At 63.3% G+C, this 24,238-nt stretch carries 24 protein-coding genes, 1 tRNA gene and 1 pseudogene; 17 read left to right on the forward strand and 9 right to left on the reverse strand.

The genetic code is table 11. The features are described 5' to 3' along the window. Nucleotides 1–38 precede the first annotated feature (38 nt). Both AC1DJW_RS15525 and AC1DJW_RS15530 read right to left on the reverse strand, forming a co-directional pair. Complete coding sequence (locus AC1DJW_RS15525) at nt 39–1,523, reverse strand: catalase (protein WP_284753311.1); 1,485 nt, start codon at nt 1,521–1,523, stop codon at nt 39–41. Continuing rightward, complete coding sequence (locus AC1DJW_RS15530; RefSeq protein WP_184738401.1) at nt 1,520–2,011, reverse strand: Fur family transcriptional regulator; 492 nt, start codon at nt 2,009–2,011, stop codon at nt 1,520–1,522. Before AC1DJW_RS15530 ends, AC1DJW_RS15525 begins: the two co-directional genes overlap by 4 nt. 40 nt (nt 2,012–2,051) lie before the next feature. Between AC1DJW_RS15530 and AC1DJW_RS15535 the strand changes: the two genes are divergently transcribed. The 3 genes from AC1DJW_RS15535 to htpX all read left to right on the forward strand — a co-directional run bounded on the left by AC1DJW_RS15535 (nt 2,052) and on the right by htpX (nt 4,564). Then, the gene (locus AC1DJW_RS15535) at nt 2,052–2,195 is read left to right on the forward strand and encodes a hypothetical protein (RefSeq protein ID WP_476901809.1); all 144 of its coding nucleotides are present in this window, start codon (nt 2,052–2,054) and stop codon (nt 2,193–2,195) included. A gap of 46 nt (nt 2,196–2,241) precedes the next feature. Beyond that, nucleotides 2,242–3,513 (forward strand): MFS transporter, encoded by a 1,272-nt coding sequence (locus AC1DJW_RS15540; RefSeq protein ID WP_284753314.1) that lies wholly within the window; start codon nt 2,242–2,244, stop codon nt 3,511–3,513. A gap of 181 nt (nt 3,514–3,694) precedes the next feature. Next, the gene (gene htpX / locus AC1DJW_RS15545; protein ID WP_284753316.1) at nt 3,695–4,564 is read left to right on the forward strand and encodes a zinc metalloprotease HtpX; all 870 of its coding nucleotides are present in this window, start codon (nt 3,695–3,697) and stop codon (nt 4,562–4,564) included. An 87-nt stretch (nt 4,565–4,651) separates the two neighbouring features. Here htpX and AC1DJW_RS15550 read toward each other — a convergent pair whose 3' ends face one another. The 5 genes from AC1DJW_RS15550 to AC1DJW_RS15570 all read right to left on the reverse strand — a co-directional run bounded on the left by AC1DJW_RS15550 (nt 4,652) and on the right by AC1DJW_RS15570 (nt 9,665). Beyond that, nucleotides 4,652–5,350: a hypothetical protein gene (locus AC1DJW_RS15550; protein ID WP_476901810.1), complete on the reverse strand. Its 699-nt coding sequence runs from the start codon at nt 5,348–5,350 to the stop codon at nt 4,652–4,654. Next, nucleotides 5,347–6,672 carry an iron uptake transporter deferrochelatase/peroxidase subunit gene (gene efeB, locus AC1DJW_RS15555; RefSeq protein ID WP_476901830.1) on the reverse strand — a complete coding sequence of 442 codons (1,326 nt, stop codon included), beginning with the start codon at nt 6,670–6,672 and terminating at the stop codon, nt 5,347–5,349. Before efeB ends, AC1DJW_RS15550 begins: the two co-directional genes overlap by 4 nt. A gap of 47 nt (nt 6,673–6,719) precedes the next feature. Continuing rightward, nucleotides 6,720–7,946 (reverse strand): iron uptake system protein EfeO, encoded by a 1,227-nt coding sequence (efeO, locus tag AC1DJW_RS15560; RefSeq protein ID WP_284753319.1) that lies wholly within the window; start codon nt 7,944–7,946, stop codon nt 6,720–6,722. 33 nt (nt 7,947–7,979) lie between these two features. After that, nucleotides 7,980–8,861 carry an iron uptake transporter permease EfeU gene (gene efeU, locus AC1DJW_RS15565; RefSeq protein WP_476901811.1) on the reverse strand — a complete coding sequence of 294 codons (882 nt, stop codon included), beginning with the start codon at nt 8,859–8,861 and terminating at the stop codon, nt 7,980–7,982. Nucleotides 8,862–9,173: 312 nt separating this feature from the next. Further along, nucleotides 9,174–9,665 carry a YajQ family cyclic di-GMP-binding protein gene (locus tag AC1DJW_RS15570; protein WP_059387254.1) on the reverse strand — a complete coding sequence of 164 codons (492 nt, stop codon included), beginning with the start codon at nt 9,663–9,665 and terminating at the stop codon, nt 9,174–9,176. A 204-nt stretch (nt 9,666–9,869) separates the two neighbouring features. Here AC1DJW_RS15570 and AC1DJW_RS15575 point away from each other — a divergent pair, with 204 nt between their 5' ends. The 10 genes and pseudogenes from AC1DJW_RS15575 (at nt 9,870) to AC1DJW_RS15620 (ending at nt 19,584) form a co-directional block, all read left to right on the forward strand. Next, complete coding sequence (locus tag AC1DJW_RS15575) at nt 9,870–10,136, forward strand: hypothetical protein (RefSeq protein ID WP_284753323.1); 267 nt, start codon at nt 9,870–9,872, stop codon at nt 10,134–10,136. A gap of 129 nt (nt 10,137–10,265) precedes the next feature. Continuing rightward, nucleotides 10,266–10,347, forward strand: a tRNA-Tyr gene (locus AC1DJW_RS15580). A 232-nt stretch (nt 10,348–10,579) separates the two neighbouring features. Continuing rightward, nucleotides 10,580–12,055, forward strand: coding sequence for a GH1 family beta-glucosidase (locus AC1DJW_RS15585; protein ID WP_476901812.1), 1,476 nt, complete (start codon nt 10,580–10,582; stop codon nt 12,053–12,055). 9 nt (nt 12,056–12,064) lie between these two features. Further along, nucleotides 12,065–13,784, forward strand: a pseudogene (locus tag AC1DJW_RS15590) (glycoside hydrolase family 13 protein). A gap of 192 nt (nt 13,785–13,976) precedes the next feature. Then, nucleotides 13,977–14,741 carry an ABC transporter ATP-binding protein gene (locus AC1DJW_RS15595; RefSeq protein ID WP_476901813.1) on the forward strand — a complete coding sequence of 255 codons (765 nt, stop codon included), beginning with the start codon at nt 13,977–13,979 and terminating at the stop codon, nt 14,739–14,741. Continuing rightward, nucleotides 14,738–15,490: an ABC transporter permease gene (locus AC1DJW_RS15600; protein WP_476901814.1), complete on the forward strand. Its 753-nt coding sequence runs from the start codon at nt 14,738–14,740 to the stop codon at nt 15,488–15,490. Before AC1DJW_RS15595 ends, AC1DJW_RS15600 begins: the two co-directional genes overlap by 4 nt. After that, complete coding sequence (locus AC1DJW_RS15605) at nt 15,487–16,323, forward strand: ABC transporter permease (protein ID WP_476901815.1); 837 nt, start codon at nt 15,487–15,489, stop codon at nt 16,321–16,323. The genes AC1DJW_RS15600 and AC1DJW_RS15605 overlap by 4 nt, the downstream gene beginning before the upstream one ends. An 83-nt stretch (nt 16,324–16,406) precedes the next feature. Continuing rightward, nucleotides 16,407–17,486 (forward strand): ABC transporter substrate-binding protein, encoded by a 1,080-nt coding sequence (locus tag AC1DJW_RS15610; protein ID WP_476901816.1) that lies wholly within the window; start codon nt 16,407–16,409, stop codon nt 17,484–17,486. 55 nt (nt 17,487–17,541) lie between these two features. Further along, nucleotides 17,542–18,363, forward strand: a complete 822-nt coding sequence (locus tag AC1DJW_RS15615; RefSeq protein WP_476901817.1) for an HAD family hydrolase — start codon at nt 17,542–17,544, stop codon at nt 18,361–18,363. Nucleotides 18,364–18,507: 144 nt separating this feature from the next. Continuing rightward, the gene (locus AC1DJW_RS15620) at nt 18,508–19,584 is read left to right on the forward strand and encodes a LacI family DNA-binding transcriptional regulator (protein WP_476901818.1); all 1,077 of its coding nucleotides are present in this window, start codon (nt 18,508–18,510) and stop codon (nt 19,582–19,584) included. A 54-nt stretch (nt 19,585–19,638) separates the two neighbouring features. Here AC1DJW_RS15620 and AC1DJW_RS15625 read toward each other — a convergent pair whose 3' ends face one another. Beyond that, nucleotides 19,639–19,863 carry a hypothetical protein gene (locus tag AC1DJW_RS15625; RefSeq protein ID WP_390278592.1) on the reverse strand — a complete coding sequence of 75 codons (225 nt, stop codon included), beginning with the start codon at nt 19,861–19,863 and terminating at the stop codon, nt 19,639–19,641. A gap of 139 nt (nt 19,864–20,002) precedes the next feature. Between AC1DJW_RS15625 and AC1DJW_RS15630 the strand changes: the two genes are divergently transcribed. Further along, nucleotides 20,003–20,548, forward strand: coding sequence for an acyl-CoA thioesterase (locus AC1DJW_RS15630; protein ID WP_390278593.1), 546 nt, complete (start codon nt 20,003–20,005; stop codon nt 20,546–20,548). Nucleotides 20,549–20,659: 111 nt separating this feature from the next. Next, on the forward strand, nt 20,660–21,031 hold the full coding sequence (locus tag AC1DJW_RS15635) for a thioredoxin family protein (RefSeq protein WP_059387274.1): 372 nt from the start codon (nt 20,660–20,662) through the stop codon (nt 21,029–21,031). A gap of 51 nt (nt 21,032–21,082) precedes the next feature. Here the strand turns inward: AC1DJW_RS15635 and AC1DJW_RS15640 are convergent, their stop codons facing one another. After that, on the reverse strand, nt 21,083–21,361 hold the full coding sequence (locus AC1DJW_RS15640; protein ID WP_284753335.1) for a putative quinol monooxygenase: 279 nt from the start codon (nt 21,359–21,361) through the stop codon (nt 21,083–21,085). A gap of 102 nt (nt 21,362–21,463) precedes the next feature. On the opposite strand from AC1DJW_RS15640, the gene AC1DJW_RS15645 reads away from it, so the two are divergent. Next, on the forward strand, nt 21,464–23,137 hold the full coding sequence (locus AC1DJW_RS15645; RefSeq protein WP_476901819.1) for an AMP-binding protein: 1,674 nt from the start codon (nt 21,464–21,466) through the stop codon (nt 23,135–23,137). A gap of 132 nt (nt 23,138–23,269) precedes the next feature. After that, the gene (locus AC1DJW_RS15650) at nt 23,270–24,232 is read left to right on the forward strand and encodes a hypothetical protein (protein ID WP_390278598.1); all 963 of its coding nucleotides are present in this window, start codon (nt 23,270–23,272) and stop codon (nt 24,230–24,232) included. Nucleotides 24,233–24,238 lie beyond the last annotated feature (6 nt).

The following is a 24,238-nucleotide window of genomic DNA, read 5'->3' on the forward strand; positions in this document are numbered from 1 at the left end:
GAGAATCCGCAGCGGGGTTGCTTCGTTGGTGGACGTTGTTACAGCTTGTTGGCTGCTTCCGCAGCCGACTCGCCTTCGCCCGCGCCGAGATTGGCGCGCAACTTGGCACCGAGTTCAGCGTCGACGTTGGTCCAGTACTGGATGGCGCGTTCCTTGATGTCGGCGCTCTTGACGCCACCCACGGCGCCGGTGATGGTGTCCAGCAGACGGGCCTTGGCGCCGTCGTCGTAAACCTCGCGGTACAGCGCGCCGGCCTGGACGAAGTCGCCGTCCTCGGCGTGCAGGGAGTGTGCGGAAAGCGTCAGCTCGCCGTCGTTCTCCCAGCCGCCGGCCGGGTTCTGCGGCTCAACAGCAGCCGGGCCACCCACGGAGTTCGGTGCATAGACCGGAACCGAAGGAGCGTTGAACAGGAAGCGTCCCGCGCCGTCCTGGCTGTAGTTGTTGACCTGGTTCTTCGGCTGGTTCACCGGGATCTGGGCGTGGTTGGTGCCCACGCGGTAGCGGTGCGCGTCAGCGTAGGAGAAGATGCGGGCCTGCAGCATCTTGTCCGGGGAGGCGGCGATACCCGGAACGAAGTTCGACGGCGCAAAGGTGGCCTGCTCGATCTGCGCGAAGTAGTTCTCCGGGTTCTTGTTGAGCTCCATGGTGCCCACGTGGATCAGCGGGTAGTCCGCGTGCGGCCACACCTTGGTGAGGTCGAACGGGTTGAAGCGGTAGGTCTTGGCGTCCTCGTAAGGCATGACCTGGACGTGCAGTTCCCAAGACGGGAAGTTGCCGGCGGCAATGTTCTCCTGGAGATCGCGGATGTAGAAGTCCGCGTCCGAGCCGGCCAACTCGGCGGCTTCGTCGCCGGTGATCGACTTGACGCCCTGGTTGGACTTGAAGTGGTACTTGACCCAGAAGCGCTCGCCCTCGGCGTTGATCCACTGGTAGGTGTGCGAGCCGTAGCCCTGCATTTCGCGCCAGGAAGCCGGCAGGCCACGGTCGCCCATGAGCCAAGTGACCTGGTGTGCGGACTCGGGGGAGAGGGTCCAGAAATCCCACTGCATGTCGGCGTCACGCAGGTGGGTGCCCGGGAGGCGCTTCTGGGAGTGGATGAAGTCCGGGAACTTGATGCCGTCGCGGATGAAGAACACCGGAGTGTTGTTGCCCACGAGGTCGTAGTTGCCCTCGGAAGTGTAGAACTTGACGGCGAAGCCGCGGGGGTCGCGCCAGGTGTCCGGGGAGCCGTTCTCGCCCGCAACGGAGGAGAAACGGATGAGCATGTCCGTCTGGACGCCGGGCTGGAGGAAAGCTGCCTTGGTGTACTTGGAAACGTCCGAGGACGTCTTGAAGGTACCGAAAGCGCCGCCGCCCTTGGCGTGGACAACGCGCTCCGGGACGCGCTCGCGGTTGAACTGTGCGAGCTTTTCCACCAAGTAGTGGTCGGTCAGGATGATGGCACCGTCGGCGCCAACGGACTTGGAATGCGCGTCCGAGGTGACGGGGGCGCCCGACTGGGTGGTCGAGATGTTCGCGGTCATCGTTCTCCTATTTCGTGGGTTACTTGCGTTTGAGTAGGAAGCTGTTGTTTGGCCTGGCAGTCCTGGCAGATGCCTTGGTACAGGACGTCTGCGATCTGGATGGTCATGGGTTTGGAATGCTCATCCCAGTGCGGGGTGAGGCAAGGGGCATGGCCTACGGCGCAGTCGACATCCTCCACCCGGCCGCAACTGATGCACACGGCGTGGTGGTGGTTGTCGCCGACCCGCGTCTCGTACAGCGCGGGAGAGTGGGGCGGTTCGAACCGCCGCAGCATCTGTAGGTCCGTGAGGTCGCTCAGCACCACATAAACAGACTGCGCTGTCAGTTCGGGAAGATCCTTGCGTGCGGCAGCCAGGATGCCTTCGGCCGGGGAATGCGGATTGTGCTGAACGGCCGCGAGGACCGCAAGACGCTGCTTGGTCACGCGGCGTCCGTGGGAATGCAGGGCGGAAGCCCACGCTTCCTGGTCTGCCGTGTGATCTGCCATACGCCCATTGAAGCACTTATTATGAGTACTTCACAATAAGGTGAGGCTAACTTCGGATGAACCCGCCGACGGCGGCCTGGGACTCGCGGGCACGACGGCGGCCACCGCAGCAGCGGACGCCGGCGGCCCGGCGGCCTGGGACTCGGGCGCGACGGCGGCGGCCGCAGCAGCGGACGAGCGCTGACGCGGCGCTACGGGAGGGCGGGCGCGTGGGTGGGTAGGGTTGGACGGTGGCAAAACTCCTGGCTGATATGACCCCGCTTCGCGAAAGCCCCGCATTCCGCCGCCTGTGGCTCGGGTCTTCGGTGTCAATGGTCGGATCCCAGCTGACCCTGGTTGCCGTGAGCCTCGAGGTCTACAGCATCACCCAACAGAGCCTCTATGTGGGCCTGCTCAGTATCTTTGCCTTAGTTCCGCTGGTGATCGCGGGCTTGTTTGGCGGCGCCCTTTCGGATGCCTATGACCGGCGGAAAGTCGCTATTGTTGCGTCCCTCCTTTTGTGGGGCTGCAGCGTGGCCTTGGCACTCCAAGCGTGGTTCCAGCTGAACAATGTCTGGATCCTGTTCGTCCTCGTCGCGATCCAGAGCGGCGCGCAGGGCATCAACGGGCCGGCACGCAGCGCCATTATTCCCTTGCTGGTCCGGAAGGAACTGCTGCCCGCGGCCAACGCGTTGAGCATGCTGAACATGGGCATTTCGATGACGGCCGGCCCCTTGCTGGCAGGTGTGCTGGTTGCTTCGAGCGGTTTCGGCTGGACCTACACGATCGATGCCCTGAGCTTCGCCTTCGCACTGTGGAGCCTTTTCAAGCTACCGGCCCTTCCCGCGGCCGAGAACGCGTCGGCACCCGGCCTGCGCTCCGTCGTCGAGGGCTTCCGTTTCCTGGGCACCCGGCCCAACCTCCGCATGACGTTCATCATCGACCTCATCGCGATGATCTGCGCCCAGCCGCGCGCCCTCATGCCCGCGATCGGAGCCACGATGATCGGAGGTGGCGACACCACCGTGGGTGTGTTGCTCGCTTCTGTAGCTGTCGGTGCCTTCCTGGCGGGACTATTCTCCGGGCCTCTGGGGAGGGTGCGGCGCCAAGGCAGCGCGGTGGTATGGTCCGTGGCCGGATGGGGTTTCTCGATCGCAGCTTTCGGCCTCGTGGTGGTCCTGGCCGGGGACAGTGGGCGCGACGGCGTGACGCCTTGGATCATCCCGGCGGCCATGTGTTGTGCCTTTGCCGGGATCTCGGACTCAATCAGCGCGGTCTTCCGGACCACCATCCTGCAATCGGCCACCCCGGACCACATGCGGGGACGGTTGCAAGGCGTGTTCATCGTGGTGGTTGCGGGCGGTCCACGAGTGGGGGACATGCTCGCCGGTGGCGTCACCAAGGTTCTCAGCGAAGGCTGGGTGCTGCTCCTTGGCGGCGTGCTGTGCGCGGTACTGGCGTGGCTCGTGGCGCGCGGGCAACGTGGATTCCTCCAGTACGATTCGCTCCACCCGGTGCCCTAGCCCAGACCCAGCCCCACGCCCAACTAACTGACAGTTGTTGTCGTTATGGCGGCTCAGAACGACATTAAATGCGAGTCAGTTGGGTGGGCAGAGCAGGAACGTCCGGGCCGCCGTCGGCGTTAATCGGAACAGAACCAGCATGCAATGCAAGACAAAAGCCGGACTGCAAGAAAGTAGTGAAGTGCATAATCATCACAATGGCCTGAAGACCGCAGCGCTCTTCGGTGTGCTCTGGGCGGTGCTGCTGGGTCTTGGTGCCGTGATCGGTGTGGGCACCCGCAGTGCGTCGCCCATCTGGATCATGGCAGTGATCGGCGTCGCGACAACGGCTTATGGATATTGGAACAGCGACAAGATCGCCATCCGTTCCATGGCCGCCTACCCGGTTTCGGAAGCGGAGGCTCCGCAGCTGTACCAGATCGTCCGGGAACTCTCCGTGCGGGCGAACCAACCCATGCCGCGGATCTACGTTTCGCCGACCATGACACCCAATGCCTTCGCCACGGGACGCAACCCGAAGAATGCCGCCGTGTGCTGCACCGCGGGCATCCTGAACTTGCTCGACGCCCGCGAGCTCCGCGGCGTGCTCGGGCATGAGCTCATGCACGTCTACAACCGCGACATCCTCACCTCGTCCATTGCGGCCGCCGTCGCCGGCGTCATTACTTCGGTGGGCCAGATGCTGCTGTTCTTCGGTGGCGGGGACCGGCGGAACGCCAATCCGATTGCGATGATCGCCATGGCGCTCCTGGCGCCGTTTGCCGCCTCGCTGATCCAGCTCGCCATTTCCCGGACCAGGGAGTACGACGCCGACCACGACGGCGCGGAGCTCACCGGCGATCCGCTGGCGCTCGCCTCAGCCCTCCGCAGGATCGAGGCCGGCGTGAAGCAGGTGCCACTGCCACAGGATCAGCGCCTCGTGAACACTTCGCACCTCATGATCGCCAACCCGTTCCGCGGCGGTGCCATGACCAAGCTGTTCGCCACCCACCCGCCCATGCGCGAGCGCATCGAGCGGCTCGAGCGGATGGCCGGACGGCCGCTTTCCTAGCCAGCGGTCCCGTAGGTCAGCCTGCCGGCCGCGTCCGACGACGGGCGGCTTCATGCGAACAAGCCCTCACCAATGAAGCCGCCCGCCTTAGTGCCCGGAGGCACCGCGAACAAGCCAGAGCGCTTCGACGGGAGCTAATCGCCCGCCCAGCGCCGCAGGGTGCTGTTTACCAGCCCCACCAGCGCCGCCGTCCACCAGCAGCCTTGGGAAATGCACAAGGCCACGAGCAGCCGCGCACGCAGTCGGCCCGCCACGGACTTTGAAATGCGTTCCAACCGGGAGCGCATGGAGCCGGCGCATTATGGGAGCCATGGCGATCCCATTCAGCATGAGCACCAAAACACACAGCAGCTTGACCTGGGTGACGTGGCCGGTGATGTCCGGCCTGATCATGGCGCCGGAGACAAGCAACACGACCAATCCACCCCAGATCAGCGGCTGGGCGGCGGCCTTGAGGCGTCGGGTGTCGTGGATGTCCCGCTTGCCGACGAGCCACAGGAAGCCCACCCAATCGACAACCAGGATGGCGCCGAAGGACAGCACCAGCGCAATGATTTGGCATGCCAGGCCGACACGGTGAAGGTCTGGACCGCAGTCCACCAGGGCGCCAGCCGACACCGATCCCGCCCAAGCAGCAGTGCAGGCGCCTCCTAGGACGACGGTCTTCCTGCGGCCCGGATGCGGGGAAGATTTGGGGGACGGCATCATGCCGTCCCCCTCTGCAATGCTGGCCGTGTCTTCTGTCTTGCTGGTGCCGCCGCCGGGTTCGACGACGGCAGTGCTCATGCGAACAAGCCCTCGCCGATGAAGCCGCCCGGCTTGATGCCCGGAGGCACTGCGAACAGGCCGGAGCCCGTGTGCTTGAGGTACTCCAAAGCCAGCTTGTCGCTCTTTGCCATGGCCATCTGCATCGGCACATAGTGCGTCCGCGGGTCCTTGACGAAAGCTATGAAGAACAGCCCGGCGTCGAGGTGGCCGAGTCCGTCCGAACCATCCGTGTAGTTGTACCCTCGGCGGAGCATCTTCACGCCGTTGTTCTGGTCCGCGTGGGCGAGGCGGACGTGGGAATCCAGGGCGATCAACGGCTCGCCGTCGCGCCCCTTGATTGAAAAGTCCGGCGCCGTGAATTCCTCTCCTCCGGACAAGGGCGCTCCCGACCCTTTGGTGCGACCGATCAGCCCTTCCTGTTCCCGCAGTGACGTCCGGTCCCAGATCTCGATGTGCATTCGGATCCGTCGGGAGACAAGGTAGCTGCCGCCGGCCATCCACGCTTCACCCTGGCGGGTTCCAGCGGTGGCCCAGACGTGCTCGTTGAGGAGTGCCGCGTCTTCCGACTTCAGGTTGGCAGTGCCGTCCTTGAAACCGAAGAGGTTGCGCGCGGTCGTCTGTGCCCGGGACGTGGACGAGGTGCGGCCGAAGCCCAGCTGGGACCAGCGGACACGCACTTTCCCAAAGCCGATGCGTGCGAGATTCCGGATCGCATGGACGGCTACCTGGGGATCGTCGGCGCACGCCTGGACCACAAGGTCGCCGCCCGTACGCGCAGCCTCAAGGGCGTCGCCGGGGAAATGCGGCAGGTCAATCAGTGCGTCAGGCCTGCGGCCCTCCAAGCCGAAGCGGGGCTTGCCGTCCTTTTCGAAGAGGCCCGGGCCAAAGCCGAACGTCAAGGTCAGCTTGCCCGCCGCGAGATCCAGCGCCTCGCCGGTGTCTTCCGGGGGCGCGTCGTAGGATCCGTCGACGGCGCCGGTCGCGCCCGTTGTACGGCCGGCGGTCATTGCTTCGGCCGCGGCAGTCCAGTCCTTCAGGAGCTGGATCACCGCGGCACGGTCCTCAACCGTCACGTCGAAGGCGGCCATGTGGAGGCGGTCCTGGGCGGGAGTGATGATGCCGGCTTGGCGTTCGCCGTAGAAGGGAACCACATCGCCTGCAGGGGTGGCCGCCTGAGCTGCCACCGCATCATGGCTAAGGTATCCGGCGGCAAGACCTGCCACGGCACCGGCGCCGCCTATGCCGGCGAGGGAGAACAGTCCACGACGGGACATGCCCCGCTTGCCGCCCTTGGGGGATTCGGCGGCGGACGCGGCGCCGGCCATCCCGACGGCGGCCATCCCGCCGTCGGGCGCCTCAGCGGGCTCGTGGTTGAAGGGGCAGCCGCTCACAGGACTACTGCCGAGGTGAGCTTGGACAGCGGCTCGCCCAGGGCGTCGACCAGAGCGGCGAGCTGCTGGACCTCGGCGGGGCTGAGTTCGTTGTAGTACGCGAAACCGTCGCCCTTGGCGTGCTTCTTGAGCTCGACCTGCAGGGCAGCGAACTTCCCGTCGAGGCTCGTGGCCAGGGCGGGGTCCTTCTGCGCGAGCGCGGGCTTGAGGTTCTCGAATGCGATCCGGGCGCCGTCGACATTGGCCTGGAAGTCCCAGAGGTCCGTGTGGGACCAGATTTCTTCTTCGCCGGTGACCTTACCGCGCGCAACTTCGTCCAGGAGCTCCTTGGCGCCGTTGCCGAGCTTGTCCGCGGAGAGCTCAACGGTGCGGGTGCGTTTGCCGAGTTCCTCGGTATCGGCAACGAGCTGTGTGGCAATCTTGGCTCGTTCAGCGGCCGTCAGCGCCGTGTATCCGGCGGGTGGGAAGAGGTCCTTCTCCGTGCGATGCCAGCCGGTCCATTCCTGGCCGGGCTCAAGGTCGGCTTCGCGGGCGTCGAGCTTGGGGTCGAGGTCGCCGAAGGATTCCGCGACCGGTTCGATCCGCTCCCAGTGCATGCGCGTTGCCGAGTAGAGTTCGCGGGCCTTTGTTGTGTCGCCCGCCGCGTAGGCGTCAGCGAAGGCCTTGGTGCCGGTCACGAGTTGTTCGGTCTGGTCCTTGACGTACGCCGTGTACTGCTGGACGCCGGTGTCCGCAAGCTTCTGGAAATCGGCGTCGACGCCGGTCTTGTTTCCGGAATCCGTGACCTCAAAGGCGGCACGGATACCGTCGCCCTGCATGCCGGGCTTGCACGCGGTGGTGTACTTGCCTGCGGGAGCCGTGACCACCAGGTTGCGGGTCAGGCCCGGACCGATGTTCTCCACTTCGCCGACGATCCGCAAGCCGTCCTCGGCGAGGAGGTAGAACTCGGTGATTTCAGTGCCATCGTTCTTGACCGCGAAGCTCAGGTTGCCGCTGGGGACGCTTCCGGTGGAAAGCTTGCACTCGGTTTTGGTGCTGGTGACCTGGATAGGTCCGGCGGAGGCGCTGGAGCCGGGCGTCTTTGCATTGTCCGTGCATCCGGTGAGTACCAGCGGAACGGCTGCGGCAGCGGCGATAAGGGCAAAGGACTTCCGGTGGCGGGAGGCCTTTTTGGGCAGGGTCTTTTTGGGCAGGGCAATTTTGGGCAGGGGAGTGCCAGGCATTGGGGTTTCCTTCTGTTGGGGGTGCGGGAAGCGTTAGGCGGCGTTGGCGGCCTGGGAAGCGGTCTGGGAAGCGGCGGCGTTTTCTGCGGCGGCGTTGCCGGGAGATTTCGCCGGTGCGGAACCGTTGGCGCGAATGTAGAAGTAGAGCACCGGAATCACGTACAGCAGCCAGGCCCCGGCTTCGAGCCAGGTGGTGGCCGGGGACAGGTTGAGGGTGCCCTTCAGCAGGGTGCCGTACCAGGACGACGGCGGGATTGCTGCGGAGACGTCGAACGCGAGGGTGTGGAGCCCGGGCAGGATCCCGGCTTCCTGGAGGTCATGGATGCCATAGGCCAGCACGCCGCCCGCGATCACGATGAGGCCGACTCCTGTCCAGGCGAAGAACCGCGAGAGATTGACCTTAAGGACTCCGCGGTGCAGTAAGTATCCGAGTCCGGCAGCGACGGCCAGCCCGAGCAGCGCACCGAGCAGCGGCTGCGACGATTCCCCGGCGGCCTGGGCAGCAGCCCAAAGGAACAGCGCCGTCTCAAGCCCTTCGCGGCCCACCGCGAGTGCAGCCACGACCACGAGGCCCCACGCGGCGCCGTCGGCCATCTTGTCCACTTGGGACTTCAACTCGCCGCCGAGGCTGCGGGCAGTGCGCGCCATCCAGAAGACCATCCAGGTGACGAGCGCGACGGCGACAATGGACAATCCGCCCCCGATCGCCTCCTGCGCAGCGAAAGTCAGTCCCTGCGGACCGAAGGTGAGCAGTGCCCCGAAGGCGATGGAAACGGCCACAGCGATGCCGACGCCGGCCCAAAGCCTGGGGAGCAGCGAGCGGCGTCCGGTTTTGACCAGGTAGGCCATGAGCAGGACCACAACGAGGGTGGCTTCAAGGCCTTCGCGCAGGCCGATCAGGAAGTTCGCGGTCATCTGGAATCTTTCGTTAGGGGAGCCACACTTAGGCTCGCCTAAGGAAGTACAGTACCCGTTTGATCCGATTACGCAAACAGAACGTGTCGTAATTGCCGGAGGTTACGCGGGCGTGCCTGTCACGCGCTGCAGTCTTTGACCTCCGTGGATCGGTGTACCCGCGGAATCCCGGGGACTTCGCCAGGCTTCGACCCCAAAAAGTTGCGTGGCGTGACGCGCCTGTCTCCATTAACGACGACGGCGCGTTGCCCGCTCAGGGGGCAACGCGCCGTCGTCGTACTTCTGGATGGCGGCCGGGGCCGCAGCGAAGTCCTAGCTGCGGAAGTTCACGAACTGGAGGTCGGCCTCTTCGAACTTCTTCAGGATGTTCATGGTTTCCTGCAGGTCATCTCGGGACTTCGAGGTGACGCGGAGTTCGTCGCCCTGGATCTGGGACTTGACGGACTTCGGGGCTTCGTCGCGGATGATCTTGTTGATCTTCTTCGCGATGTCCTGGGCGATGCCCTCCTTGATGGAGCATTCCAGGCGGAATTCCTTGCCGGAGGGGTAAGGCTCGCCCTGGTCGAGGGACTTCAGGGAGATACCGCGCTTGATGAGTTTGGACTGGAATACGTCCAGGACAGCGAGGATGCGGTCCTCGGAGTTGGCCTTCATGAGGATCTTCTCGCCGCTGAAGTCGATCTCCGCGCCGACGCCCTTGAAGTCGTATCGCTGGGCGATTTCCTTCTGGGACTGGTGGAGCGCGTTGGCGACTTCCTGCTTGTCTACCTTGCTGACGACGTCGAATGTGGATTCGCCTGCCATGACTCTCCTTTGATTGGTGCGTTGCGTTTGATTGGTGCGTTGCGGCCCGGAAACGGGCGGCTTTGTCTGCCAACCAGCCTAATACGGAAGCGCCGGGCGTGTGCTGAACGTTCACAGTTCGCTCACAGCACACGCATGGCCGGAACTGAGACTGCCCCGACAGAGTTGTATCAGTTTGAAGAGCCCGTCCTGAAAGGGAGCACCATGAGCAACCAGGCCGTCCGATACGTCACCAAGTCAGCCGCTGCCGCCGCCGGTTCAATCGGAGTCGCTGCCGCCACCGCCGCAAGCGCGGTTGCAGCCGCAGCGCTCGCGGCTTCCGTGGTCCTGAGCCCGGTCCCGGATGCGGCGTCGCGGATGGACGGCGTTCACGCGGACTTGCTGCGGGCCGTGCAGCTCAACCAGATCACCCTTGAACAGGCGGCGAGTTTCGAGGCCAAACTGGCCGGCCGGATACTTGGCGATGCTTGAGATTTCCGCTGATTTTGTAGCTCCGAGGGCTCGATTCGATTCTTCGGCGGAAGTTCTGTAAGGTTGTCTTGCTCGCGCCTACCGGATCGGAAACGAAACGATGAACGGGAGTGACTTCTTTTGAAGTTCGGCAGATTACCCGAGCGGCCAAAGGGGGCTGACTGTAAATCAGCTGGCAACGCCTACGGGGGTTCGAATCCCTCATCTGCCACAAAATTAAATCCCCGGAACCATATGGTTCCGGGGATTTTTTGTATGTCCGTGTTTTCTTGGGTGGGCCGTTCGACGCGGAAAATCGCCTGCGAGGCGCTGGTGGATTCTCGACGCCCGGATTCGGGTGTCGGTGGCGATTTTCCGTGTCGCTGGCCGGCGTTACTTCCGCGAAACGCGGGATATGTAATCTAAGCGCATAACATTTGGCTCATCGAAGGAGTAGTTCTCTCGTGACTGTCACAACAATCCCTGCTGCCCAGCTGGAGCAAGTCGCGTCCCTACGGCGCCGTGCTTGGCCTCCCGGGTTCCTCTGGGGGTCAGCTACAGCGGCTGCACAGATCGAAGGTGCCGCCCACCTATACGGCAAGGAAGACAGTGTCTGGGATGCGTTTGCACGGATCCCGGGAGCGGTCGCCAATGGGGACACGCCCGAAGTTGCCGTGGACCACTATCACCGGATGCCCGAAGACGTATCACTCATGAAGAGACTGGGTCTTGGGTCCTATCGATTTTCGACGAGTTGGGCGCGCATCAAGCCGGGGGACCGTGCGGTCAACCAAACCGGGCTGGATTTCTACTCCCGTTTGGTCGACGAGCTTCTTGAAGCTGGCATCCTGCCGTGGCTGACTCTATACCACTGGGATATGCCCCAGGCCGTTGAAGATAAAGGAGGCTGGGTCAATCGCGATACCGCCTTCCGATTCCAAGACTATGCCGAAGTGGTGTACGGCGCGCTCGGCGATCGAGTCCAGCACTGGACCACTTTCAACGAACCGTTCTGTTCGTCTTTGTTGTCCTATGCGGCCGGCCTTCACGCCCCGGGACGGACATCCCGAGAGGACGGGCTCGCGTCGGTGCACCACCAGAACCTTGCGCACGGGCTTGCTGTGCGCAGCCTGCGTGAATTTGGCGCCCAAAACCTCGGCATCACCCTCAACCTGTCGAACGCCATTCCAGCGGATCCAGGGAACCGGGTGGACATCGACGCCGCCCGCCGCTTCGACGCCCTGCAGAATCGGATCTACCTGGAACCCCTTGTCCTTGGAACGTACCCGGACGACTTCCAGGACGATGTCGCGGGCCTGGGCTTCGAGCAACTCGTCCACGACGGCGACCTCGCGACCATATCCGCGCCGATCGATTTCCTGGGCGTGAATTACTACCACGATGACAACGTGTCCGGACGCCCCCTGCCGGATGGCGACGCCGGTTTCGCCATGGCAACCGATCGCAAGATCGCTTCGCCGTATGTGGGCTCAGAGCACATCACCTTCCCGTCGCGCGGGCTCGCCCGCACAGGGATGGACTGGGAGATCAACCCGGACGGACTCCGCCATCTCCTCGCGCGGCTCGGCAGGGAATACCCGAACCTTCCACCGCTGTACGTGACGGAAAACGGAGCGGCGTTCGACGACGAAATCACCAATGCGAGACGCGTACACGACGTCGAACGCACCCAGTACGTCCTGGATCACCTTGAGAGCGTCGCGGATGCGATTGACGAAGGAGCGGATGTTCGAGGCTATTTCCTCTGGTCCTTGCTCGACAACTATGAGTGGGCATGGGGCTACGAAAAGCGCTTCGGTATGGTCCATGTGGATTATGAAACCCATGTCCGTACCATCAAGGACTCGGGACTCGTCTATTCCTCCATTATCGGACACGCCTCAGCGCCCAAAGACGCGCCTTCCGAATCGGGCAGCTGAAGGAGGTCCATGTTGAATACAGCGCAGACGGCAATGGAAGACCGCCCCGACGGCCCGGCCGACGAAAGTAACTGGTGGCGGCAAGCCGCCGTCTACCAGATCTACCCCCGAAGCTTCGCTGACTCGAACGGCGACGGCATCGGTGATCTCGCCGGGATCACCTCGCGCATTCCCTACCTCGCGTCTCTCGGAGTCGACGCCGTCTGGCTGAGTCCCTTCTACCCTTCGGCTCTCGCCGATGGAGGTTACGACGTCGACAATTACCGTGACGTAGACCCGAAACTCGGCACCCTGGCTGACTTCGACGTCATGATTGGCGCCCTGCACGACTCCGGCATCAAGCTCGTGGTCGATATCGTCCCCAACCACAGCTCCAACCAGCACCAGTGGTTCAAGGAGGCGCTGGCGGCGCCGAAGGGATCGCCAGAACGCGATCGCTATATCTTCCGTGACGGCATCGGTCCGGACGGGGCGCAGCCGCCGAGCGACTGGGAGTCGATGTTCGGCGGCTCCGCCTGGGAGGCTGTCGGGGACGGCCAGTTCTACCTCCACCTTTTTGCCCGCGAGCAGCCAGACTTCAACTGGGAGAACCAGGAGGTCCGCGCCGACTTCCTGACCACCCTCAGGTTCTGGTCGGACCGCGGCGTGGACGGGTTCCGCGTCGACGTCGCCCACGGGCTGGCGAAGGATCTGACTGCCGATCGGCTTCCCGCTTGGGCAACCGTGGACAGCACCGTGATGGACGGAAGCCACCCCTTCTGGGACCGCGATGAGGTTCATTCCATCTACGCCGAATGGCGGAAGGTACTCAACGAATACGATCCACCGCGCACCGCCGTCGCTGAAGCCTGGGTTGAGCCGAGCCGGCGCGTCCGGTACGCCAGCCAGGACAACCTAGGCCAGGCGTTCAATTTCGATCTCCTTAGTGCCGACTTCGACGCTGGCCAGTTCCGGGCCGTGATTACCGAGAACCTGGCGCTCTCGGGGGAGTCCGGTTCCTCGCCAACTTGGGTTCTTTCAAACCACGACGTCGTCAGGCACCCCACCCGCTACGGGCTTCCCCCCAAAGGATGCTGGCGGCACCGTGTGGCCCGGCCGGGCGTGGCTGCTCACCGGCGGACTCCGGCCCGTCCTCAAGCGTGACCTCGGGCTCCGCCGTGCGCGAGCGGCCACGCTGCTGATGCTTGCGCTCCCGGGCTCTGCCTATCTATATCAAGGCGAGGAACTTGGTCTTCATGAGATCCCGGACATCCCCGATGAAATGCGCCAGGACCCCACATTCTTCCGTAACAGGAACGTCGACGTCGGCCGCGACGGTTGCCGTATCCCCTTGCCTTGGTCGGCTGATGGCCCCTCATTCGGCTTCGGCCGTGGGGCCGCCCATCTGCCGCAGCCCGCAGGCTTTGCGAGGTTGTCGGTTGACGCCCAGAAAGGCGATCGGTCGTCCACCTTGTGGATGTACAAGGACGCCCTTCGCTTGCGGAGCAGTCTGCGGACTTCCGAAACTCTGCGGTGGGTCGACTCCGGGAACTCAGACGTCCTGCACTTCCAACGCGACGGCGGGTGGGAGTCAGTCACGAACTTCCAAGACCAGCCAATCGCTCTGCCGGACGGGGAGATCCTCATCAGCAGTTCAGTCGTCACGGGCGGGAAACTTCCCGCGAACTGCACCGCATGGCTTCTTCGTGGGGAGCCGAAGACCCCGGGAAAACACGTCCGCGAAGGGTAACCGACCTGTCATCCGATCGAAACAATTGCTCGCTAGGCTTAATCGCAGTTGGCTGGAAGGCCATTTTTTCAGATTCAAAATCTAAGCGCATAACAATGCGGCCGCCGGAGCCCTCTGATCCTCTGGCCGAATCTACCCATCCTGAATTTGTCCGAACCGCGGCACGCGCCGCGCAATCGAAAGGGACCGGTCATGAGTGCAACAGGCATATCGCTCGACCGCGTTGAAAAGACTTTCCCCCTCAAGAAGCGGAACATGTACACCGCGCTCAAGGACGTCACCCTCGAGGTCGGGCAAGGCGAATTCCTCGCCTTGCTCGGCCCCTCCGGGTGTGGCAAGTCGACCATTCTCCGCATGATCGCTGGCTTGGAGAGGCCCTCCGCAGGCAGACTGGCCGTCAACGGGCGCGAGCCGCAGGAGCTCGTGAACGAACACCGGCTCGGTGTAGCTTTCCAGGACCACGCGCTCCTTCCGTGGCTGACTGTCTACCAGAACGTCTCGCTTCCCTATCAGCTGGCCAAACGCCCCGTGGACTCGGCCCGCATCGAGGAACTGCTCGAACTAGTCGGCCTGGCCGATTTCCGCGATGCCCACCCCCGGCAGCTCTCTGGTGGAATGCGGCAACGCGCCTCGATTGCCAGGTCCCTCATCCTGAAACCGGATGTGCTTTTGCTAGATGAACCCTTCGGGGCCCTGGACGCCGTCACGCGGCGCAGGATGAACCTGGAGCTGGCACGGATCTGGGACGAGGAACGCACCACTACTGTGCTTGTCACGCACGACGTCGAAGAGGCAGTCTTCCTCGCACAGCGCGTGGTGGTTCTCGCCGCCAACCCGGGCCGGGTCCGGCACGAGGAAGTCCTTTCCTTCGACACAGTCCAGACCGAAGGACTCGAACGGACCGCGGAGTTCCACCACGTCGTCGACCGGCTCACGCGAATGCTGGACGCCTCATGAGGCCCCAGACAAAGAAGATTGTTCTCGGGATCATCGGTGCGCTCACCCTGATCCTCGTTTCGGAGGTTGTCGGCAGGCTCGGTCTAGCGGGAAAGGCCTGGCCGGCACCTATCGACGCCGTCTGGTCCGTCCTTGGGTCCAAGCTCTCTAGCTCACTCTTGTTTCGAGCCCTTGGCGCCACCTTGGCTTCAGCGGGAACCGGACTGCTCATCGGATCATTCGTCGGCACGGCCGTGGGCTTCCTCGGGTTCCTACTCCCGCCCCTGCGAGCGGGCCTGGACCAGACCGCTTCGATTCTGAACACCATCCCGCTCGTGGCGCTCGCGCCGCTGCTTATCGCGCTCGTCGGGCCGCAGGGAATGTCGGTGCTTACCGCGGCGCTCGGCTCGGGTTTCGCGATGTTTGTAGCAACCGCATCGGGGCTGGTGGCGGTCTCCGCCACCCATTCGGACTTGTTCAGGGTCTCCGGAGCTTCCCGCCTTCAGCACATTATTCGGCTGAGCCTGCCCAGCGCCGTGCCCAGCCTGCTCGGAGGCCTCACCCTTGCCGGCTCTGGGGCTGTCCTCGGTGCCGTTCTTGGGGAATGGTTCGGTGCGCCCACCGGTCTGGGCGTACTGATGATCAGCTCCATGCAGAACTTCCAGGTCAAGCTGCTCTTCGTGGTAGCCCTCACAGCTGCCCTCGTCTCACTCATCGCTTTCTACGCCATCGTGGCGATTCAAAAGATGGTCGGAAAGAGGTTCGTGTGACCAAGGAATCTCCAGTTCTCGCTACCCGCCTCGCATCCGTACCGAACGTCGGAGCCCCACGACGCCAACGGCTCTCGCCGGCAGTTAGGGCATCACTCGGCCGCATCCTCACGCTGGGCTGGCCGATCATTGCGCTGCTTCTGCTTTGGGAACTCGTCGCCGTCCTCAACGGCTACACGGATCTTCTCCTTCCCCGCCCGCTGAGCGTTGCGGCGCACATCTTCAACAACCCGCAGACGTTTGCCGAACCGACACTCATCACCCTCGCGCTCGCCGTCCCGGGCACGGTGCTCGGCCTCGGCGTTGGGTCCGGTCTGGCGATCCTGGTGTGGTATTCGTCCATCCTCGACGGACTCATCACCCCCACTACTAGTGTCCTGCAAGCTATCCCGGTGGTTGCAATGCTTCCCGTCATCGGGCGGCTTGTTGGCTACAACGAAATCACGATCATCGTCATCGTCATGCTGCTTTCGTTCTTTCCCACGTTCGTTCTGGTCCTTGGCCGGCTCCGGCAGGCGAATGGCTCATCCGAGGATGTCTTCCGCGTCTTCGGAGCCAGCCGCCGGAGCACCCTTTTTCGGCTCCTGCTGCCCCAGGCGGTGCCCGGCCTGCTCGCAGCCATTCGAATGACGGCACCCTTTTCCATCGGCGCAGTGATCCTTGCGCAGTATTTGCTCTCCATCGGCGGGCTCGGGCAACTGATTACCGATTCGATTGTCCGCAGCGACACTGTGACCGTCTGGGCCATCGCCTGCATCACGTCAGTTGTGTCGATCATCGTCTTCGCCCTCACCAAGAGGCTCGAAGACCACGTTTCCGTGAGATTCAAATAGGTCCCACCACTCAGGAATTGCTCCCACCCCAATTTCGAACAACTACTACCTTCGAACACTCCCTTTCGAACAGGAGATCCACCATGAACCAGCAGTTTTCACGCCGCAGCCTTCTCGGCGCCGGCCTTGGCCTCGGCGCGCTCGCAACGGCCGGCGCCCTGAGCTCCTGCAGCAGCAGCGGAAGCAGCCCGGCGTCGTCGGAGGCGGCATCGCCCACGAAGCTGCGCATAACCCTCGGCTGGGTGTCGAATGTTGAATTCGGCGGCTACTTTCTTGCCGATGACCGCGGCTACTACAAGGACGAGGGCCTCGAAATTGAGTTCCTCCCGGGCGGAGCAAACGCGCCATCAGCGGCGCAGAGCCTCGCGGCAGGGAACGCCGAGATTGGGCTCTCACCGTCCATGAGCGACACGATTGTCGCTGCGGCGAAGGGCAACGACTTGAAGATCCTCGGTGCAGTCTTCCAAGACAGTCCTGGCGGAATCGTGTCCCTGACCAAGAAGCCCGTGAAGACACCCAAGGACCTCGCTGTGGCAAAGGTTCTGGGGCAAGGCGGAACCCAACCCTACCTGGACGCCATCCTTGAGCTCGCGGGCCTGCCCCCGGCTACCTACAAGCTCATTCCGGCCGGGTTCGACCCCTCGCCCCTCGTGGACGGCCAAGGCGACGCCTACACCTGCTACGTCACCAACCAGCCCACCACCCTCGAGACCCAGTTCGGGCTCGTCAAGGACAAGGACTACGTAACCGTTACTTACAGCGAGCTGGGACTTCCCTCCTACGCAGATGTCATCGTGACCACCGGCAAGTTCGCCAGCGCGAACGAGGACGCGATCGTCAAGTTCCTGCGTGCCAGCATCCGGGGCTGGCAGGACAACGTTGCCGATCCGTCCATCGCAGCCAAGCTGTGTGTAGAAAAGTATGGGGCCGACCTCGGACTCGATCTTAAGCAACAGATCCGACAGAACGAGCTGCAGGCACCCTTGATCCAGTCCGCTTTCACGAAGACCCATGGTCTCCTCAATATGGATACCGCGCTGCTGGACTCGAAAATGCTCCCTGCCATGAAGGCGGCAGGACAGACGCCCGTGCCGGCAAACGTCAAGGGAATCGTCGACTTGTCTTACATCGCCAAGGCCTTCAACGGCAAAACCACCCTCTAGACCCCTTGGGCCGCGTTTGCAACCACACGAGTAGAAAGGCTCCGGTTACCCTCCAATGACCACCACAGGTCCGGAAACGCGACGCCGTCTTGTCGCGCTCGATGTCGACGGCACCATCATGCACGACGATGGACGCATCAGTGAGGCAGTCGTTGAACAGGTCCGGAGGATTGCCGCCTCGGGAGACGAGATCACGCTCGCGACGGGCCGCCCCGTTGCGAGCGTGATCGGGGTCCTGGGCCACCTCGGTATCTCGCCCGAGTACGTCGTTTGCTCCAACGGGGCCATCATCATCCGGCGGGACGAATCGGTGGAGCAGAATTACCGCAAGGAGTTCGTCGCGACCTTCGATCCCACGTCCGCGCTCCACACTCTGCGCTCACACTTGCCCGGTGCCCTCTATGCGGTGGAGGACGAGCACGGAACTTTCCTGTACACGGAAATTCTTCCTGGTGAAAACGGTGATGACCCGAACTCACGGCGAGTCCGTTTCGACGAGCTCCTTGGTGGGCGGGCAACAAGGGTGGTGGTTGTTGCTCCCGACGCCGGGACCGCGGAATTCTTCGACATCATGAAAACCCTCGGCCTGCACCACGTCACTTACTCCATCGGACAGACAGCATGGCTTGATATGGCTCCCCAGGGGGTCAACAAGGCTATTGCCTTGGAGAAGGTGCGGCGGCTTCTCGGGGTCGACCGCGCAGACGTCGTCGCTTTCGGAGACGGCCGGAACGATATCGAAATGCTGCGCTGGGCCGGAGCGGCCGGTCAGGGTTTTGCCCTGGGGCAGGCCCCCGAGGAAGTCCGCGCCATCGCTTCCGCGGTCATTCCCTCGATTAATGAAGACGGCGTGGCCGCGGTGCTCTCGCGCTTATGAGCCCGCCTGTGAAGCGTACTGCCGGGGCCTATCCTGCCGGGGTACGATGTTTCGGCGCTGGAAGGGACAGGCGAAATCCGCCGAATACCACAGCGACGCGTGACCGGATAAGCGAAATTCGTCATCACAATGGAGCCCTCATCAATGGCCAAAAGCCCGACTGTTTACGACGTTGCATCCGCCGCGGGTGTTTCGACTGCCACGGTTTCCTTCACCTTCCGGAACCCTGACCGCGTCAAGGAATCCACCCGGGAAATTGTGCTGGCAGCCGCAAAACGGCTTGGATACGTACCCAACGCCAGCGCAAGGAGCCTGGCGCGGGGCCGTACGGGTGCCTTGGGATTGTTCGCCTATGACTTCATGTGGAATGCCCCGGACCGTCGGGTCGCCCCTGGGCAGTCCCTGCCCGGGAGCCACCTGTTACAGGGTGAGCCATACGACGATTTCCGGCTGTTTCCTGTGTACTTAGACGAGGTGCAGCGCGGCTTCGAATTGCAATGTTGGCGGCGCGGATTCGAGCTCATCCTCGGCGGCCGACAGGATGAAATCGGCGAGAACATCATCAACGAGATGGCCGGACGCGTGGATGGCCTCGCGGTTTTCCCGCGACGGCTCGCACCGGAGACCTTGTCGCACGTCTCAAGGAGAATACCGGTGGTTGAATTCGCCTCCGCCGGGACCACCGACGACTACTGCCACATCACCGCGGACAATGCAGGCGGCATGGCCATGATCGCCGATCATTTGATTTCCGTGCACAACATGACAGATTTCATCTTCGTCTCGTCGGTGACGAATGCCGACAGCGAAGAACGCCGGCTTTCCTTCAACGAGGAACTCCGGGGGAGGGGAATCGCCGCCCGGCCTCCGTTGAGCCATTCCCTCGCCACGATCACCGAGGATCTCGCAGGCTTGAGCGACGCCGGTTCCCTTCCACAAGCGTTCGTCTGTGCCTCGGATCTGGTCGCGCTTGAAGTCGTGGACGCATTGGCCACCTTGGGCGTCTCCGTTCCGGCCCACGTTGCGGTCACGGGGTTCGATGGCGTCGTCGCCGGCGCCGTTTCTCAACCAAGCATCACTACCATTCGGCAGCCAATGAGCGACATCGGTCGATTGGCAGCCGACATGCTCATTGCGCGGAGCTCGGGTGAGACCACTGGCAGCGAGTCCGTTGTCCTCCCCGTCAGGATGATCGTTCGCGGCAGTTGCGGCTGCGCTTGAGCGGCGATGACCACGACGGCGCGTGCTCACCGGCGGCGCCACGCCAGGCCCGGCTTAGCTCGCGCTGCCCGGCTCCAGCCAGTATCCGTCCTGGTGGTGCACGAGTTGCCGGCCCAGGCCTCCGGACAACTGGATCCAGAGCGTGCTGCGATCGTCCGTCATGCCGTCCAAGGTGCCTACGATCCTGTTGCCGCGGGTGTCCTGCAACACCAGCTCCTGGTGGAGCGGAAGTTCCGGCCACACATCTGCGTGTGCCCTGATGGTTTGGGTGGTGCTCACGGGATCTCCTTGGTGCTTCCTGCAATTTGTTTTCAGACATTCTTCCCGCGGCATGTGAACCGGCGGTAAACGACATGCCATGTAGCGACACACAAAACGAAGCTGTCCCAGGATGTTACTGCGGAGTAACATGGCGGTTATGCATTTGCTTCTCCGAACCCTCTTGCTCTTGTTCACCTCGTCCAGGCGGAGCCGGCTCAACGTTTGGGGCACGTCCTCCTTGCCCATGCGTGTACTGCCCACGGACATCGACATTGCAATGCATGTCAACAACGGCATGTATTTCTCGCTGATGGACCTTGGGCGCTTCGACCTCATGGTGCGCGCGGGGATCTGGCAAAAGATGCGCAGACGCCGCTGGAGCCCCGTGGCCGCCGGCGAGACGATCGCGTTCCGGAAGTCGTTGCAGCTCTGGCAGCAGTACACCATCGAGTCTAGGATCATCGGGCTCGATTCCAAAGCGATCTACTTTGAACAACGAATGGTGGTGGACGGCGAGATCTACGCCCGCGCGCACATTGCCACCCGGCTTGTCGCCAACGGCCGGCCGGTGAGCCAGGAGGAAATCCTGGCCGAGTTCGGCGAGCCGCCCGCAGACCTCGAGCTTCCGGAATGGATCCACGAGTGGCGTGAGAACAACGCCCTCCCCGGCGCCCGGAAGGCCGCCCCTCACCTCTGGCACTAGCCGAAGGTGCCGGTCGGGCCCAAGCCAGCCGGCCGCCGTCGTGCTTTATTCCCGGTTTGCCGGGTAGCGAACAAGGGCGACTTAGGCGGCGCCGTCGCGTACCGTGGAAGCATGGCTACAGTTGACATCACCGGCGAGCAGTTCGCATCGACCATCGAGGGCAATGACATTGTCCTCGTGGACTTCTGGGCTGCGTGGTGCGGCCCTTGCAGGCAGTTTGCCCCCACATACCAAGCCGCTTCCGAGAAGCATGACGATGTCTTCTTCGCCAAGGTGGACACCGAGGCCGAGCAGCAGCTCGCCGCCGAAGCCGGCATCTCCTCGATCCCCACGCTCATGGCCTTCCGCGAAAAGGTCCTCGTGTTCTCCCAGCCGGGCGCACTGAACGGACCCCAGCTCGAGCAGGTCATCGAGGCCGTCAAGGGGCTCGACATGGACGAGGTTCACGCGCACATCGCAAAGCAGCGCGCCGAAAACTCCTAGCAAACGCCATCGGCTGTTGCCCACTTTCCAGTGGGCAACAGCCGATGCTAGTTAGAGGCGCTCGAGCTTCACCGGCTCCGCCAGCAGCGCACTGAGGGATTCGTTGAGGTCCTGAACGGCGATGCCCTTGGAATGGATGTCGAGGTGTTCCTCCGAGGCCCACTGTTCAGTCAGGACCAGCTTGTCCTCGTTGGCTTCGGTGAGCTCGTAGCGGATGCAGCCGGGTTCGTTCACTACTTCGTCGATCGCGATTTCCAACGCGAGTTTCACGCGGAAGAATTCGCCGTCGTTGGGAATGAACGTGGCCTGCAGGTCAATGGGTGCACTCATGGGATTCACATTACCGGCTGGCCCGACAAGCCCCTGAAATATTTTGTAGGACTTCCAAGCAAAAGTCTTCTCTTGGACCGGCGGAGTTGGTAGCGTGCGTTCATGCTTTCCTACACAGCCGGGGACACTGACGTCCCGCTGCTTGAAGAGACCATCGGCGCCAACTTTGAACGCGTCGCGGCGCGGTTTCCGTTGCGGGACGCGCTCATCGAAGCCGCCGTGGTGCCCGGCGATGAGGCCCGGCGCTGGAGCTACGAAAAACTGAACGACGACGTCGATCGCCTCGCGCGTGCGCTCCTCGCCGTGGGCGTCGCCAAGGGTGACAGGGTGGGCATCTGGAGCCCGAACTGCGCCGAGTGGACCATCCTGCAATACGCGACGGCTAAGGTGGGGGCGATCCTGGTCAACGTTAACCCGGCGTATCGCAGCCACGAACTCGAATTCGTGGTCCGCCAGAACGGCATGCGGATGCTGGTGGCTGCGCCATCGGATAAGAACAGCGACTATGTGGCCATGGCCCGGGAGGCCTTGGCCGGCTGCCCGGAGCTTCGGGAGCTCGTGTTTCTTCCCGATCTGGGACTGGACATGCTCAACGCAGGCGAGCCGCAAACTGACGCCGAGCTGACGTTCGCCGAGCTACTCAAGCGGGCGGACGACGTCGCGCCCTCAGCGCTCAAGGCGCGCATGGCGGAACTGGACCCGCACGATCCCATCAATCTGCAATACACTTCCGGCACCACGGGATTCCCCAAGGGCGCCACGTTGACCCACCACAACATCCTCAACAACGGCAACCAGATCGGCAGGCTGTTGGGGTACACGGAACGCGACCGCGTGGTCTTGCCGGTGCCGTTCTACCACTGTTTCGGCATGGTGATCGGGAACCTGAACGCGTTGAGCTTCGGCGCGGCCACCATCATTCCGGGCCGCGGATTCACCCCGGCCGCCGCCCTGGAAGCGGTTCAGGATTTTGGCGGAACCTCACTGTACGGAGTACCCACCATGTTCATCGCCGAGTTGGCTTTGCCCGATTTCGCGTCCTATGACCTCTCCACGCTGCGTACCGGCGTCATGGCCGGCTCACTGTGCCCCATCGAGGTCATGGAGCGTGTCATCGGGGAGATGAACATGCGGGACGTGGCCATTTGCTACGGAATGACCGAGACTTCGCCCGTGTCCACCATGACCCTCGCGGCGGACACCATTGAGCAGAGGACCACGACAGTTGGTCGCACCATGCCCCGGCTCGAGTCCAAGATCGTGGATCCGGGCACCGGCGAAACCCTGGAACGCGGAGGAATCGGCGAGCTGTGCACGCGCGGCTACGCCGTGATGGACGGGTATTGGGGCCAGCCGGAGAAGACAGCCGAGGCAATCGACGACGACGGCTGGATGCACACGGGGGACCTCGCCCGGATGGACCCCGACGGCTTTATCGTGATCGAAGGCCGCATGAAGGACATGGTCATCCGCGGAGGAGAGAACATCTATCCCCGTGAAATCGAGGAGTTCCTGTACCGGCATCCCGCGATCCAGGATGTCCAGGTCATCGGGGTGCCTGACGCCAAGTACGGCGAGGAACTGATGGCCTGCATCATCCTCAAACCGGGAGCAGCGTTGGACTTGGACGGAGTTCAGGAGTTCTGCCGCGGCAAATTGGCCCACTACAAGATCCCCCGCTACGTGGACATCCGGGAGAGCTTCCCCATGACAGTCTCCGGCAAAGTGCGCAAGATCGACATGCGCGAAGAAGCGATCGCCCGCCTCGGACTCTAACTCCAACGCGGGGTCACTTACGGCCCATGTTGCTGCCCGACATGGGCCGTAAGTGACCCCGCGTTGGCTTGCTTGGAAGTCAGCCTGTGGATAACTCCTTGCCGGGGTCAAATTGCGGACAAACTGGATCCCATGGTCCGCATCAATCCGCTGCCGAAGGAAATCAGTAGCCGTCCTTTCACCGTCTATGAATCCCGTGTGCTTGGCGTCGCTCCGAAGCGGCTCCGGGCCAGGGACGTGTCCGACGGCGGCCGGCTGATCTATTTGCCCGCGGGTCGTGAGTTTGCGTTTGCCGAACGGGCGCGGGTCCTTGCCGCGGCAACACCGGGTGCCTGGGTCTCCCACGAGAGCGCCGCGGTATTGACCCGGCTCGGCCTTCCTCCGTGGCTGGGCGGCGAAGAGACGGTCCACCTCAGCAAGCCCCATGAGCTTCCCCGGGTCCGCCGGACCGGAGTGACGGGGCACCGAGTCCGTGTCCTCCAGGGCGAAGTCACGGAGATAGACGGTATCCCGGTGTCCTCCCCGTCCCGGACGTGGCTTGACCTGGCGCATCAGTTGCCGCTGCGGTACGTGATTGCCATGGGCGACCAGTTGATCCGCATGCCCCGGCCGGGCCTTGAAGGAAGGACGGAGCCCTACGCGAACAAGGAAGGGCTGCGCCTCCTGATCCGCCAGCATCCGAATATGAAGGGCGTGGAGAAGGCCCGGCTTGCCCTCGAAGACATGAGGGTCGGAGCAGACTCGTTTCCGGAGACATTCCTGCGGCTCGCAATGTTGGATGCGCGATTGCCTGAACCGGAATTGCAGCTCCGCTTCGATCCGGACGATCCGTGGTCGCCGTCCGCGGACCTGGGGTACCGGCGGTTCCGGATCGCCGTGCAGTACGACGGCGCACCGCATCTCACGCGGGAACAGCAGACACGGGACAACCGGAGGGACGAAGCTTTCACGAGCGCCGGCTGGTCCTACTTCAAGGCCAACGCCCATGACCTGGCCGAAGGGTTCGCCGGCCTTATTGTCCGGATCAAGCGGGCGAAACTCCCAACGCGGGGTCACCTACGGCCCATGTCGGGCAGCAACATGGGCCGTAAGTGACCCCGC

It is taken from the genome of Arthrobacter sp. 05L417 (assembly GCF_056397865.1).

Bases quoted from the DNA above. Each gene is read 5' to 3' on its own strand.
- AC1DJW_RS15620 (WP_476901818.1), top strand. From the start codon at position 18,508: ATGGCCAAAAGCCCGACTGTTTACGACGTTGCATCCGCCGCGGGTGTT.
- AC1DJW_RS15600 (WP_476901814.1), top strand. From the start codon at position 14,738: ATGAGGCCCCAGACAAAGAAGATTGTTCTCGGGATCATCGGTGCGCTC.
- AC1DJW_RS15635 (WP_059387274.1), top strand. From the start codon at position 20,660: ATGGCTACAGTTGACATCACCGGCGAGCAGTTCGCATCGACCATCGAG.
- efeB (WP_476901830.1), bottom strand. From the start codon at position 6,672: ATGGCCGCCGTCGGGATGGCCGGCGCCGCGTCCGCCGCCGAATCCCCC.
- AC1DJW_RS15525 (WP_284753311.1), bottom strand. From the start codon at position 1,523: ATGACCGCGAACATCTCGACCACCCAGTCGGGCGCCCCCGTCACCTCG.
- efeO (WP_284753319.1), bottom strand. From the start codon at position 7,946: ATGCCTGGCACTCCCCTGCCCAAAATTGCCCTGCCCAAAAAGACCCTG.
- AC1DJW_RS15575 (WP_284753323.1), top strand. From the start codon at position 9,870: ATGAGCAACCAGGCCGTCCGATACGTCACCAAGTCAGCCGCTGCCGCC.
- AC1DJW_RS15645 (WP_476901819.1), top strand. From the start codon at position 21,464: ATGCTTTCCTACACAGCCGGGGACACTGACGTCCCGCTGCTTGAAGAG.
- AC1DJW_RS15615 (WP_476901817.1), top strand. From the start codon at position 17,542: ATGACCACCACAGGTCCGGAAACGCGACGCCGTCTTGTCGCGCTCGAT.
- efeU (WP_476901811.1), bottom strand. From the start codon at position 8,861: ATGACCGCGAACTTCCTGATCGGCCTGCGCGAAGGCCTTGAAGCCACC.
- AC1DJW_RS15610 (WP_476901816.1), top strand. From the start codon at position 16,407: ATGAACCAGCAGTTTTCACGCCGCAGCCTTCTCGGCGCCGGCCTTGGC.
- AC1DJW_RS15550 (WP_476901810.1), bottom strand. From the start codon at position 5,350: ATGAGCACTGCCGTCGTCGAACCCGGCGGCGGCACCAGCAAGACAGAA.
- AC1DJW_RS15530 (WP_184738401.1), bottom strand. From the start codon at position 2,011: ATGGCAGATCACACGGCAGACCAGGAAGCGTGGGCTTCCGCCCTGCAT.
- AC1DJW_RS15595 (WP_476901813.1), top strand. From the start codon at position 13,977: ATGAGTGCAACAGGCATATCGCTCGACCGCGTTGAAAAGACTTTCCCC.
- AC1DJW_RS15630 (WP_390278593.1), top strand. From the start codon at position 20,003: ATGCATTTGCTTCTCCGAACCCTCTTGCTCTTGTTCACCTCGTCCAGG.
- AC1DJW_RS15570 (WP_059387254.1), bottom strand. From the start codon at position 9,665: ATGGCAGGCGAATCCACATTCGACGTCGTCAGCAAGGTAGACAAGCAG.
- AC1DJW_RS15640 (WP_284753335.1), bottom strand. From the start codon at position 21,361: ATGAGTGCACCCATTGACCTGCAGGCCACGTTCATTCCCAACGACGGC.
- AC1DJW_RS15650 (WP_390278598.1), top strand. From the start codon at position 23,270: ATGGTCCGCATCAATCCGCTGCCGAAGGAAATCAGTAGCCGTCCTTTC.